General features: G+C 66.0%; 12 protein-coding genes. All 12 read right to left on the reverse strand.

Annotated elements, in window-relative coordinates; all coding sequences use genetic code 11:
- Positions 1–2: 2 nt before the first annotated feature.
- On the reverse strand, positions 3–1,826 hold the full coding sequence (locus CCOS864_RS13605; protein ID WP_115086785.1) for a secretin N-terminal domain-containing protein: 1,824 nt from the start codon (positions 1,824–1,826) through the stop codon (positions 3–5).
- Complete coding sequence (locus CCOS864_RS13610) at positions 1,823–2,323, reverse strand: hypothetical protein (RefSeq protein WP_115086786.1); 501 nt, start codon at positions 2,321–2,323, stop codon at positions 1,823–1,825. The genes CCOS864_RS13605 and CCOS864_RS13610 overlap by 4 nt, the downstream gene beginning before the upstream one ends.
- Entirely contained in the window at positions 2,323–2,871 is a 549-nt protein-coding gene (pilO, locus tag CCOS864_RS13615) for a type 4a pilus biogenesis protein PilO (protein WP_115086787.1), read from the reverse strand. Before pilO ends, CCOS864_RS13610 begins: the two co-directional genes overlap by 1 nt.
- Complete coding sequence (locus CCOS864_RS13620; RefSeq protein ID WP_115086788.1) at positions 2,858–3,400, reverse strand: pilus assembly protein; 543 nt, start codon at positions 3,398–3,400, stop codon at positions 2,858–2,860. Before CCOS864_RS13620 ends, pilO begins: the two co-directional genes overlap by 14 nt.
- 1 nt (position 3,401) lies before the next feature.
- Complete coding sequence (locus CCOS864_RS13625) at positions 3,402–4,229, reverse strand: hypothetical protein (RefSeq protein WP_115086789.1); 828 nt, start codon at positions 4,227–4,229, stop codon at positions 3,402–3,404.
- On the reverse strand, positions 4,180–5,880 hold the full coding sequence (locus CCOS864_RS13630; RefSeq protein WP_115086790.1) for a GspE/PulE family protein: 1,701 nt from the start codon (positions 5,878–5,880) through the stop codon (positions 4,180–4,182). Before CCOS864_RS13630 ends, CCOS864_RS13625 begins: the two co-directional genes overlap by 50 nt.
- 53 nt (positions 5,881–5,933) lie before the next feature.
- Positions 5,934–6,467 carry a response regulator gene (locus tag CCOS864_RS13635; RefSeq protein ID WP_115086791.1) on the reverse strand — a complete coding sequence of 178 codons (534 nt, stop codon included), beginning with the start codon at positions 6,465–6,467 and terminating at the stop codon, positions 5,934–5,936.
- A gap of 229 nt (positions 6,468–6,696) precedes the next feature.
- On the reverse strand, positions 6,697–7,344 hold the full coding sequence (locus tag CCOS864_RS13640) for a SurA N-terminal domain-containing protein (protein WP_115086792.1): 648 nt from the start codon (positions 7,342–7,344) through the stop codon (positions 6,697–6,699).
- On the reverse strand, positions 7,341–8,876 hold the full coding sequence (locus CCOS864_RS13645; protein ID WP_115086793.1) for a cytochrome c/ABC transporter substrate-binding protein: 1,536 nt from the start codon (positions 8,874–8,876) through the stop codon (positions 7,341–7,343). Before CCOS864_RS13645 ends, CCOS864_RS13640 begins: the two co-directional genes overlap by 4 nt.
- 3 nt (positions 8,877–8,879) lie before the next feature.
- Positions 8,880–9,524, reverse strand: a complete 645-nt coding sequence (locus CCOS864_RS13650; RefSeq protein WP_415842496.1) for an SCO family protein — start codon at positions 9,522–9,524, stop codon at positions 8,880–8,882.
- Positions 9,521–10,168, reverse strand: coding sequence for an SCO family protein (locus CCOS864_RS13655; protein WP_115086794.1), 648 nt, complete (start codon positions 10,166–10,168; stop codon positions 9,521–9,523). The genes CCOS864_RS13650 and CCOS864_RS13655 overlap by 4 nt, the downstream gene beginning before the upstream one ends.
- Positions 10,165–12,144, reverse strand: coding sequence for a cytochrome D1 domain-containing protein (locus CCOS864_RS13660; protein WP_115086795.1), 1,980 nt, complete (start codon positions 12,142–12,144; stop codon positions 10,165–10,167). The genes CCOS864_RS13655 and CCOS864_RS13660 overlap by 4 nt, the downstream gene beginning before the upstream one ends.
- Position 12,145: the final 1 nt, after the last annotated feature.

The following is a 12,145-nucleotide window of genomic DNA, read 5'->3' on the forward strand; positions in this document are numbered from 1 at the left end:
ATTCAGGGCCTCACCGCGCCAGGTACCGCCACCAGCGTCTGTTCGTCCTCCACCTCGACGCTGCGGTTGAGGTTGCGGATCTGCATGCTGGTTTCGGTACCGGTGGCAAATTCCATGTCCGACGGGCTCTGGTACGGCAGGTTGCGGATGATTCGCGGGGTGATCGACAGCACCAGCTCCGACTGGCTGTTGTCGCTGCGGTTGCTGCCGAACAGCCGGCCCAGGCCGGGAATGTCGCCAAGGCCGGGGATCTTGTTGCCGCTGGCGCCCTGGTCGTTACGCACCAGGCCCGCCAGTACCTGGGTTTCGCCGTCGTGCAGGCGCAGGCTGGTCTGGGCGTTGCGGGTGTCGACCTGGACCGGGATGGTGCCCTGGCGGGTCGGCTCCAGCGGCTTGGCGTTGCTGACTTCCAGGGCCACCTTGATCGCCACTTCGTTGTTCAGGTGCACCACCGGGGTCACTTCGAGCTTGAGGCCGACATCCAGGTAGGTGACGCTTTCGGTGATCACCGGGCCCTGGGTCGAGGGCACCGAGGTGGCACTGATGATCGGTACCCGCTGGCCGATGTGGATGCGCGCCTGCTCACGGTTGCTGACGCGGATCACCGGGCTTGCCAGGGTGTTGATGTCGTTGTCCTGGGCATTGATCTTGGCTTGCGGTGCCGGCGCGATGCTGATGCGCGAGGAGTTGATGCCGCGCAGCTGGTCGAGAATGCCCACCGGGTTGCCGTCGGCGTTGAGCAAGCCGAAGGTGTTGGGCCATTGCAGGCCGAGCTCGAGGATCCGCGAGCGGGCCACTTCCATCACCTGCACTTCCAGCACCACTTCCGGGTTGGACTGATCCTGGGACTGCAACAGTTTCTCGGCCATGCGCACGGCATCGGGGGTGTCGCGCATGGTCAGGGTATTGAGGCGCTCGTCGACGAATACGTCGCGGGTCTTGAGCATGGTCTTGACCAGGTTCAGTGCAGTGTTGGAATCGATGCTGGTCAGGTAGAAGGTACGCATCACCAGTTCCTGGTAATCCTTGGTCTTCTGTGGCGAGTCCGGGTAGATCAGCAGGGTGTTGTCGTTCACCACCTTCTGGTGCAACTGGTTCTGCTCCAGCAGCAGGGCCACGGCGTCTTCGATACGCACGTCACGGACGAAGATGGTTGCCTTCATGTCCGGGCGCAGGTCCTTGTCGAAGATGAAGTTCAGCCCCGCCACCTGCGACAGCACCTCGAAGATGGTCTTCAGGTTGGCGTCGCGAAATTCCAGGGTCACCGGCCGTTCGAGCTTGCTGCGCAGTTGTGGGTTGGGCCGGGCGGTGCGGCTTTGCACCAGCTCGATGTCCTTGCGCAGGGCCAGGCCGCCTTCGTTCTGCGGGTCGAGCAGCAGCACTTCGCGCATGTGCCGCTCGGCGCCGAACAGATCGCCCCCACGCAGCGCCGCCTGGCCCAGGGCGATGCGCTCGCCAAGATTGCGCATCTGTTCGATCTGGCGTACCGCATCCAGGGCCCGGCGGTTGTTCGGCTCCAGCGTCAGCACCCGGCCGTAGCCGCTGCGCGCACCGCCGAAATCATGGCGGCTGCGGTCGCTGTCGGCCTGGGTCAGCAGCGCTTCGATTGCCTGGCGCCGGCCCTGGATCAGGGCGATGTTCAGCTCGGTGTCGCGCGGGTGTTGCTTGAGCGCTTCTTCGAGCTGAGCGATCCCGGCCTCATATTGCCCTTCACCGATCAGGGCCTGGGCGTCCTTGCGCACACCGGCGGTGCCGCAACCGGCCAGGGCGACACACAGGGCAAGCATCAGGTACGGCGCTTTGTGGCTGAGCCTTGGCAAATTCATGGTGCGCTCCCTACAGACAAAGTCTGGGACAGGTGCAACGGCAGGTAGACCAGGCTCAGCTCCGTGGCGGAGATCTGCTCGATCCGGTAGGTGTCATCGATCACGTCGCCGCGACGCACGACGTAGAGTTTTTCGCCGCTTTGCAGGAACACCTGCTGATCGTCGCGATCATCCAGGCGGCCAACGAACTGGAATGGCAGGGCTGGCACGGCAGGCGCCAAGGCCACCGGGGCCATGGCGACGGGTTGCTCGGTGACCGTGGTCATCTGCACCGCCGGCTTCCAGCTTTTGCTCGGGAACAGGTCGCGAGGCTTGAGGGCTGCGGGTTTGGCGTCTTTCTGCGCCAGCGCTGTCTCGGTTGCTACGGCCTTGCTGGTAACGACAATACCTGCCTCGCCGTCTTCAGCCGCCTCTTCGAAGAAGTACCCTGGCCCCCAGGCCAGCACCGCGGCGGTGCCGAGAAAAACCAGCCAGGCCAGGCTGCGTTGAGTGTTCATCATGACCTCGACAGGTAAAGGGTCATACGCAGGCGCCCGGTCAATTCGCGGTCGCCGATCTTCTTGCGTTGCAGGTCGATGTCTTCCAGCACCAGCGCCGGCAGCTGGCCGAGCAAGGCATGCACGTAGCGGCGGATCTGCGGGTAGCTGCCGCGCACCGGCAGGAGGATCTGGTAACGCGCCAGCTGGGTCTTGGGGTCGACACCCAGGGCGTACTCGCCGCGGGCCAGGGTGATCTGCTCGGCCTTGGCCAGGGCGTAGATGCGGTCGATGGCCACGGTGGCCTGGGGCTGGGCCGGCAGCTGCTTGTGGAAATCTTCCAGCTCGTGCTGTGGCACCTGCGGCAGCTTCCGCGTGCCCTGCTTGAACTGCGCGACCTGCGCCAGGGCCTGATCGCGTTGTTGCTCCAGCTGTTGCAGCTGTTGCCATTGCGCCAGCAGCACGGTGACGCCGTACAGCAGCGCCAGGGCCAGCAGCCCGGCACCGGCCAGGCCGACTACACCGAGCTGGCGGGCGCGTTCATGCAGGATCAGGCTAGGGATGCGCATTGCCGTTCTCCCAGATGGCCGACAGGTTGAACTGCACCGGATGCTCGGCCTGCTTGGCGATGATTTCGTGGTTGAGCAGCGACACATCGCGCAGCTCGGCACTGGCTTCCAGGCGCTTGTGGAAGGCCAGCATGGCTTCCAGGTCGCGGGCCTCGGCGCTGATGCGCAGCTGGCCCTTGCGCGCGTCGGGGGTCAGGGTGAGCAAGGCGATGTCGTCTTGCGGCAGACCTTCGAGCATGCCGAACAGCCGCTCCCAAGGCCGTTGCAGTTGCTGCGAGACGCTACGCATCTGCGCCAGTTTCTCGGCCTGCTCGCGGCTTTGCGCGGCATTGAGCGGTTGCCCGGCCTGCGGACGTTTACCCAGTTGGCGGTCGAGCTGTTCGAGGTGCTGCTCAAGGTCGGCCTGTTGTTGATCGAGGCCGTGCTGCAGTAGCACGGCGCCGAGCAGCAGGCTCAGCCCACAAGCCAACAGCACCCAGGCTGGCAGGCCGGTGCGAGCGGGCTGCAAATCCAGCATCAGGCGGCGCATCTCAGGCCACCGCCCGGGACATGCTGCACAGCACGTCGCGTACCGCTAACGGGGTGGGCGCCAGCTCGCACAGCTGCACACCCTGCAGCGCTGGCGGTTGTTCCAGGCGACCGGGCGCATGCAGGTACACCGGCAACTGCCCTTGGCCCTGGTGCAGCTCGGCCTGGCGGGCAATCAAGGCGTGCAGGGCCTGGTCGCTGTCAGCACAGCCCTGGGCGCTGACCTGTTGCCAGGCGCCGTTCTGTGCCAGCAGGCAGACACTGCGTTGCGGCTCGGCCAGGACGAAGAGAAAGTCGCCCTGCCCCAGTTGCTCGGCAAAGTGGTTATAGGCCGCCATCAGGTAAGGCCGTGCCGAGCGCAGGCGCAGCCCCAGGCTGCGGCACAGGGCATCGAGCTGATCGAGCAAGCCTTGCGGCGTAACGCTGGCGATGCGCGGGCAACCGGCGGCTTCGGGCGAGACGACGATGCGCCAGCCTTCCAGGCTCTGCCCGTAATGCGCCTCGAAACAGGCGCGGGCGTACTGCTGGAGCTCGTCCGGACGGCTGATGGCGGCGCTCCAGGGCACCAGGCAGAAGCGGCTGTACTGGGCCGAGAGCAACACTTGCAACTGTGCGCCTTTGCACGGTTGTTCAGCCAGCAGGTGCTGCAGCGACTCCAGTGCAACCGCCCAGACCTGGCTGCGTTCGGCGCTAAAGTCCAGGCTGCCGAGCCACTGTTGCCGGGTGCCCTGGCGTTGGCCCAAACCCACACCTTGGGCGCCGAGCACGGCGATAAAGCGATCAGGCGATAAAAGTGACACGATTGATCTCCTCCAGGGTGGTCCGGCCATCACGCACCAGTTCCAGCGCCGAGCTGCGCAGCAGGCGCAGGCCGCGTTGACAGGCCAGGGTCTTGATCTGGGCCAGGGGCTTGCGCTCGACGATCATCTGGCGCAGGTCGTCGTCCAGGTGCAGCAGCTCGGCAATCGCCGTGCGCCCGCGGTAACCGCTGCCCCGGCACTGGCCGCAGCCGCTGCCGTGAACGAAGCGGTAATGGCCGACCTGGCCGGGCTCCAGGCCCGAGGCGCCGAGTTCGTCATCCGTGGGTTGCTGAGGGGCGGCGCAGTGCGGGCAGACCAGGCGAATCAGGCGCTGGGCCAGCACCGCGTTGAGCGCCGAGACGAAGCTGTAGGGGTCGACCTGCATCTGGCTGAAGCGGCCGATCACATCGAAGACGTTGTTGGCATGAATGGTGGTGAACACCAGGTGCCCGGTCAGCGCCGACTGCACGGCGATCTGCGCGGTGTCCGGGTCGCGGATCTCACCGACCATGATCTTGTCCGGGTCGTGGCGCAGGATCGAGCGCAGCCCGCGGGCGAAGGTCAGGCCCTTCTTCTCGTTGACCGGGATCTGCAGCACCCCCGGCAACTGGTATTCGACCGGGTCTTCGATGGTGATGATCTTGTCCACGCCATGGTTGATCTCGCTGATCATGGCGTAGAGGGTGGTGGTCTTGCCGCTGCCGGTGGGGCCGGTGACCAGGATCATGCCGTAGGGTTCGCTGGCCAGGCGGCGCAGGCTGCGCAGGGTCTGCTCTTCAAAGCCCAGAGCCTGCAGTTGCACGCCGCTGACGCGGTCGGCCAGGTCCTGTTTGTCGAGCACCCGCAGCACCGCGTCTTCACCGAAGATGCTCGGCATGATCGAGACCCGGAAGTCGATCTGCCGGGCGCTGATGCCGATCTTGAAGCGGCCGTCCTGGGGCACGCGTTTTTCGCCGATGTCCAGCTCGGCCATGACCTTGATCCGCGAGATCACCTGATCGGCGAACTCACTGCCGCTGACCTTGCTGATGCTGTTGAGCACGCCATCGATGCGGTACTTGATCACCAGGCCGCTGCCGGTCACGCCCAGGTGGATGTCGCTGGCGTGCATCTTCAGGGCGTCGTACAGGGTCGAGTTGACCAGCTTGACCACCCGGCTCTGGTCTTCGCTGATGCTGGCCAACGACAGGCTCTGCAGGCTGTCGAGCTCGTTGACCGTTTCGTTTTCGGTGTCCAGTGAATCGACGGCGTGAAAGCTTTCTTCGTGGCGGGCGAGAAAGCCCTTGAGTTCGGCGGCTTGCACCAGGTACAGCGGCGCACCTTGCAGGCACTCGTCGATCCAGGCCAGGCGGGCGTTGTCGAAGGGGTCGGCGAACACTCCGAGGGTCATGCCGGCATGTTGCAGGAGGATGAATTCGCGTTTCAGGCACTGCGCCAGGCTGACCCGTTCGAACAAGGGCATGGCGGCAAACAGCGACGGGCCATCGAGCACCGGGTAATGCAGGGTGGCGCCCAGGCACTGGACGAAATCGGCAGGTTCAAGACCGCTGAGTGCTTGCAGGGTATCGAGCAGGCGCTCGCCGCTGAGTTCGGCACTGGCCCTGGCCTGGGCCAGCAACGCGCGGCCAAGGGGCGCCGGGGTGCTGGCAACAACGGAAGGAACGAGCGACAACGGTTCCATGGCTTGCTCTCCAACGCGGGGCGCGGAGAGCCTGGTTCAGCCCTGCTCGCGCGTCATTCCCCGGTGAGCAGCTGGTCGTCGTCGGGCCCCGGCGGCCGTGCGCCATTACGTCGGCGATCGGCCAGGACCCAGCTACCGTCGAACAGCTGCAGGGGGAAACTCTCACTCCTGCTTTGGCGTCGTTCGACGAACCCTGTGTCCGTGTCGGCTACGCGTCGGTTTTCTCGCTTGATGCCCATCAGGTCGAGGACTGCGCGGGCCAGTTCCGCCAGGGGAAACGGCTTGAACAGGATATGACTGACACCCAGTTGGCCGGCCCGCTCACGGACCTCGGCGGTCGGGTGGGCGGTGATCAGCACGAAATGACAGTCCCTGCGTTTGCGCACAGCGTCCAGAACCTGAAAACCCTCCATATCGGGCAAGCGATAATCCAGCACGATCACGTCAGGGGTGGTGCGCTCGGCCAGGCCGATGGCACTTGCTCCGTCGTGGGCAACATGGACGTTCAGGCCTTGGGCTTCCAGGTACGCCTGGATATTGCCGGCAAGGGTCTGTTCGTCATCGACTACCAATACTGTGTTCACCAAGGTCCACTCCCTGAAGCATTGCTGACCCGGTTTCCCGACCCGGCAGAAGTGCGGCCTTGTAGAGGCTTACGCATGCTTCGTGCCAGGCGTGATACCGCGCAAATCGCTGTGCTATGTCGTTGATTCTGTAAGCATAGACGCAAACGGGCGCTAGCCCCTTCCCCAATCCCGGGGGGTAGATGGCGTTTTGCCCCTTGGCCTGCCCCAACATTGGGGGGCGGCCTGGCGCTCAGTCGATACGCTGCAGTTGGCCGCTGTCGCGCAGGCGTTGCAACAACGCCTGACGCGCCTGCGCCTGCAGCTGATCGATAAGAAGGGTTTTAGCCAGTGCAAGTCCCTGCTCGCGTTGGACAGGGCCTTGCTGGCTTTGGTTCTGCGCGCCGGCAAAGGTTTTGCCATTGGCCGCATAGAAGGCCAGGACCTGAGCCTGGCTGGGCTCTGGCACGCGGCTGGCGGCAAGGAACACCTGCTGCGCCGCCAGCTCCTGACGGGTATAGGCGGCAAAGCTCTGTACATCGAAGCCGGCTTCGGCCAGGCGCCGTTCGAACACTTCATTTGAGCCGAAGGCCTGGCGCAGGTGGCCGATACGCGCCTGGACTTCGTCATTGCTGACCGTCACGCCCTGGCGCTGGGCTTCCTGCCACAGCAGCTCGCGGTCGATCAGGTCGTTCAGCGCCTGTTCGCGCAGGCGTTTGTACACGCTGGGGTTGCGGATGCTGGTCAGCGCCCTGCCCTGGTCTTGCAGGTATTCGGCAAAATAGCGCTCCAGGCGCAGCTGGCTGATTTCCACGCCGTTGACCCGCGCCGCGGGCGGAGCGTCTGCGGCGTGCAGCGAAAGGGCCAACAGGCACAGCAGCAACGGCATCAGGCGGTTCATGGCGACCTCGTCTCAAGGACACTCTGGTAGGCGGCGACCGGGTAGAACACCGGGCCGGGCATTTCAACCGTTACCACATGGGCCCCGTTAAGGCCCTGGCGCCGGCCCGGGCCAAAGCCCAGGGCCGGGGTCAGGCCGGTCTGCACGTCGTGCAGGCCTTCCAAAGCCTGGGTGAGTTTCTCGCGGCTGGCATCGCGCCCGGCGCGCTTGAGCGCTTCTTCCAGCAGTTGCATGGCGCACCAGGTGCTGACCTGCAACAAGCCCTGGCGGCCATCCAGGCCCTGGCGCTGGCGCATGGCGGTGAGCGCCGCGCGGCCTTGCGCTGTCCAGTCGCCGGGAATAAACGGATAGGCGAGAAACACGCGCCGCGACCAGGCTGGCGGCACCAGCAGCAGCTCACTGGCGACCTGGTTTGAAGACGCGAACAGGTAAGGCGTGCGCCCCGCCTGTTGCAGGGCTTCGGTCAACCGGCTGAAGCCCGAAGCCTTGCCCAGGTAAAACAGCGCCTGCGCCGCCGGTGCCTGCTGCTCGAATGGCTCGGCGCTGACGTTGCGCCAGCCACGCTCAAGCAATGCCTGACGCAGGTTGGCCGCCAGGGCGGCAAAACTTGCGTCGGCATATACGATGTTGACCTCGGCCCCCTGCAACGACAGGCTGCCCTGGGCGTAGTCGGCCAGGCTCAGCAGTTGTTCGCGCAAACCGGGCAACGGGTCGAACACCTGGCGGCTGCTGGCCAACTGCGGCGCTGCGCCGATCAAGGGCAGGCGCGCCTGTTCCAGGCGGGAGACCAGCGTGGCCTCCAGCCCCGGCGCCATGGGCGCGATCAAAGCAAACACCCGCTCCTGCCCGATCAGTTGCCCCAGCGCCTGCTCGGCACTGGCCTGATCGGGGCCGGGATCGAGGTTGATCAACTGCAAGGCGCGACCATGAATACCGCCCTGGCGGTTGATCTGGGCGATGCGGTCATTCAATACCGCCGCCACCACCCGCGCCGGCTCCGCCAGGGCGCCGCGGGTCGGCAGCAAGGTGCCCAGGCGCAGGGTCTGCTCCTCAAGCCCCGGGTCGCGGTCATCGGCCAGGCGCTTGAGGTAGGCGCTGAGGTTGCGCTGGTCGGCCATGCTCAGGACGAAGCGCGGCATCGCCGGGTCGAGGCGGTTACCGGCAGGGTCGCGGCCCTCCTGGATGGCCCGGGCAAGGCTGGCCTGGGAATAGGCCGGATAGCTGCGCCCGTTGGCCTGCCGCGCGCCCTGCCCGCCGGCCAGGCGCTGCCAGTTCAGCGACGGCGGGCGTACCCCGCCCTCGGCCCGGCCGAGGCCATCGTTGCCGTGACAACTGGCACAGGGCACGACACTGGCCGGCACCCGCATGTCGGCGGCGCCGACCCGTGCCGAGACCTGGGCATCGCTGCTCGACAGGCCTTCGCGGTACAGGCGCTTGCCGGCCTGCTCCTGCGGGTTGAGAGCGAGGGCGCTGGCCAGCGGGCTGACCAGCAGCACGCTCAACAGCAGACCGGTGCGCAGGCGCGCGGACATGACTCAGCGCCCCGCCAAAGGTTGCGACAGCAACTGCAGGCGCTGGGCGATGGCTGGCGCCGGCGCGTCAGGGCGGATCTTGCTCCAGCGCTTGTTGGCCACGTCGCCGGCAATCAACTGGGTCGAGTGCTGCTCGGGGCTGGGAATCAGGTGGCCCAGGCGTGCCAGCACCCGATCCATCTGCGCTTTGTCGCCGGTGAGGAACAGCCAGTTGGGGCCATCTACTCCCTGTTTTTCGGCGAAGGCCTTGAGCACCGCCGGGGTGTCGTTCTGCGGGTCGCTGCTCAACGAAATGAACGTGACCTTGCTGGCCGCCTCCTCGCCCAGGGCTTCGCGCACTTCACGCAACTTGCGGGTGATCAGCGGGCAGGCATCGTTGCAGTGGGTGAAGATCACATTGAGCAGCACCACCCGGTCTTTCAGGACATCTTCGTAGAAGCGCAGGCTGCGGCCGTTCTGGTCCTGCAGCACGGTGTCGGTGAAGTAGCTGCGGGCGTCGCGGGTACCGCCCTCGGTGGTTACCGGGGTGGCGCTCGGGGTCGGCGAAGCGTGGCCCTCATGGGCCAGGGCCACGGAGCTGAGGATCCACAGGCACAGCGCCAGGGCCAACCAGTCGGTGCTGCGCATGCCACGGCTGGCGGCGCTCATGGTTGCACCTCCTGGGCAATGGCGGTGTGTTTGGCATGCACCCGGCGAGCGCTGAGGCGGTCGATCTCGCTAATCAGCAGTTGCGGGTCGGTGAAGCCGTAGAAACGGGTCCAGTGGCCGCTGTGGCCATCGCCGACGAGGATCAACGGCGGGTGCTGGCCCAGGTCGGCACTGAAGCTGAGCAGGCCCTTGAGGGTTTCGTTGATCGCATACGGGGTGCCGGTCAGCCAGCTCCAGCCCGGCCCGTTCTGGAAGATCTGTGCGTAGCCGAGCAAGCGTTTGGGATCATCGCGCTGCGGGTCAACGCTGATCGACACCAGTTGCACCTCGGTGCCGACCCGGCCACCCAGCTGCTTCTGCACCTTGGCCATGATCGACGAGACCACCGGGCACACCGTGGTGCAGCTGGTGTAGATAAAGCCCATGACCACCAGGTGATCGGCTACCAGGTCCTGTTCCAGGCGCACCGGCATGCCGTTCTGATCGAGCAGCGAGACATCGGCAAAGCGCACCGAGGTCTTTTCCTGATGGGCGGCGGGCGCCCCGTGGGCACTGTGGTCGACACCGTTATGGGCCTGGGCGAGGCCGCAGCTGGCGGCGAGCAGGCAGAGGCTGAACAGTCTGCAGCGATCGAGCAGTTTCATTGCACACTCCTTGGTCCGGCGTCGGATGCTTGCTGTGCGCCAGCGGGCAGTACCCGCAAGCTGGTGTAGTTGTTCTCGGCAAAGCGCTTGCCCAGCGAGGGCGCCTGCACATGCAGGTACCAGGCGCCCGCTTCCAGTTGCTCCAGGGGCGCCTCGTAGATGCCCTCGCCCACTTCCCTGACCACGCTGGTGCGGGCCCGCGAGGTGGGTGCGAGGAAGTAGCGCAGGCTCAGGTCCTTGATTCCGGTACGCGGCGTGCCGTTGCCCTCGCTGATGCGAAAGCGCGCGACAACGGGCCGGCCCTGGTCCACCACCGAGGCGCCGATGAGGAATTCCACCTGCGGCGTCTGCCGGTGCGGTGCGCTGCTGGAGGCCGCCACTTCAGTGCTGAAGCAGTGGATGATCTGTGGCTGGTTGAGCAGGAAGGCGACATCGAAGGTACCGGCGGCCGGCAGCTTGACCGTCGAGCTGTACACCCCCGGCGCCACCTCGCGCAGGCTGCGGTCGATGACCAGCGCGGCGCGGGCGCTGTGGCCACGGTTGGCGTAGCCGGACATCGGCGCGTTCATGCCTTCGGCGTAGAAGTAGGTGGTGTTGTCCACCGGGTTGACCACGAACACCGAGTTCTCGTCACGGGCCACGGTCAGGCCCTGGGCCAGCGGCAGGTCACCGGCCCGGCGCGGCGCCGCAGGCCCGGCTTCAAAGCCCTGGACGATCGGCTGGCGGCCTTCGCCCAGGCTGCCGAGGTTGATCATGCTGACCTTGGGCGACGCCAGGCCACGGATGTAGGCGTAGGCCTGGGTGAAGGTCAGCTGGTAGGGTTCGGCGGCCACCGGCAGGCTGTGGATCAACCGGTCGGTACTGGCGTCGATGACCATGGCCTGGCTTTCCAGGGTGTTGAGGACGATGCCGAAGCGCCCGTCATTGCTGAAGCGCATCGGCCCCAGGCCCTGCTGGCCTGCGATCAGGTGACGCTGGGTGTGGCTGCGGGCATCGATGACGCTGATGCTGCCGTCACGCCCATCGGCCACATACACCGCCTGGGACAGCGGCGAATAAGCCACCGACAAGGGGTGCGAGCCCACCTTGAGGGTTTTCACCAGGCGCATCTCGCTGGCGTCGATCACGCTCAGGGTGGCGCTGTCGCGGTTGCTGACAAAGGCGTAGCGCGAGTCGGCGCTGAAGGCGATTTCATGGTGGCCGGCGCCCGTGGCGAAAAACTTCAAGGTCGTGCGGCTGGGCACATCGATGACCGTCACCCCGCTGTTCTCAGGATCGCTGGCGTTGTTGCCGACCCACAGCAGGCGCTGGTCGGGCTGCATGGCCAGGCGCAGCGGTTGCTTGCCGGCCGGCAGGTTGGCGACGCGCTGGAAGGTCTCGGTGTCGATCAGCGCCACTTCACCGCGCTCGGGGATAGACACGTAGACCTGCTTGTCATCCTTGCTCGCCACCCAGTCCATCGGCGTGCCTGGCAGCTCGATGCGCGCCAGGGTGCTGGTGACGCCGCCCACCGACACCGACGGGTCGATCACGGTGAGGCTGGCATCCTTGTTCAGCACCAGCAGGAAGTAGCTGTTGAGGTCCAGCAACGGCCGCGCGCCGATGCTGCTTTTGAGGAACAGCGCCACCCGCGCCTTGCAGCTGTTGCTGCGGTCCTTGGCGGCATCCCCGGTCAGCGCCGGGTCCAGCCAGGCGCCGGGGGAAAGCCCCGACAATGGCTGACCGCTGTTCTGCTCGGTGATGGTGAAGCGCACATTGGCGAAGCTGCCTTCGGTCAGCGTCCCGCCCGAGCCCAACGGCCGCGCCTCGAACTCGACGGTGACACCGTCGCGGCTGAGGCTATGCAAGCCCTGCGGGTCACTCTCGGCCAGCTCGCTGCGCGGGTCGCACCACAGGCTTTCGTAACTCACCCCCAGGCCCATCAGGGTCAGGCCCGCCAGCAGGCCCAGGTACAGCGGTCGATTCTTCTTGGTCATG

It is taken from the genome of Pseudomonas wadenswilerensis (assembly GCF_900497695.1).
In the GTDB taxonomy this organism is placed as follows: Bacteria; Pseudomonadota; Gammaproteobacteria; order Pseudomonadales; family Pseudomonadaceae; genus Aquipseudomonas; species Aquipseudomonas wadenswilerensis.

What these genes read in the sequence shown, in the direction of transcription:
- CCOS864_RS13605 (WP_115086785.1), bottom strand. Translation starts at nt 1,826, where the DNA reads ATGAATTTGCCAAGGCTCAGCCACAAAGCGCCGTACCTGATGCTTGCC.
- CCOS864_RS13610 (WP_115086786.1), bottom strand. Translation starts at nt 2,323, where the DNA reads ATGAACACTCAACGCAGCCTGGCCTGGCTGGTTTTTCTCGGCACCGCC.
- pilO (WP_115086787.1), bottom strand. Translation starts at nt 2,871, where the DNA reads ATGCGCATCCCTAGCCTGATCCTGCATGAACGCGCCCGCCAGCTCGGT.
- CCOS864_RS13620 (WP_115086788.1), bottom strand. Translation starts at nt 3,400, where the DNA reads ATGCGCCGCCTGATGCTGGATTTGCAGCCCGCTCGCACCGGCCTGCCA.
- CCOS864_RS13625 (WP_115086789.1), bottom strand. Translation starts at nt 4,229, where the DNA reads ATGGCCGGACCACCCTGGAGGAGATCAATCGTGTCACTTTTATCGCCT.
- CCOS864_RS13630 (WP_115086790.1), bottom strand. Translation starts at nt 5,880, where the DNA reads ATGGAACCGTTGTCGCTCGTTCCTTCCGTTGTTGCCAGCACCCCGGCG.
- CCOS864_RS13640 (WP_115086792.1), bottom strand. Translation starts at nt 7,344, where the DNA reads ATGAACCGCCTGATGCCGTTGCTGCTGTGCCTGTTGGCCCTTTCGCTG.
- CCOS864_RS13645 (WP_115086793.1), bottom strand. Translation starts at nt 8,876, where the DNA reads ATGTCCGCGCGCCTGCGCACCGGTCTGCTGTTGAGCGTGCTGCTGGTC.
- CCOS864_RS13650 (WP_415842496.1), bottom strand. Translation starts at nt 9,524, where the DNA reads ATGAGCGCCGCCAGCCGTGGCATGCGCAGCACCGACTGGTTGGCCCTG.
- CCOS864_RS13655 (WP_115086794.1), bottom strand. Translation starts at nt 10,168, where the DNA reads ATGAAACTGCTCGATCGCTGCAGACTGTTCAGCCTCTGCCTGCTCGCC.
- CCOS864_RS13660 (WP_115086795.1), bottom strand. Translation starts at nt 12,144, where the DNA reads ATGACCAAGAAGAATCGACCGCTGTACCTGGGCCTGCTGGCGGGCCTG.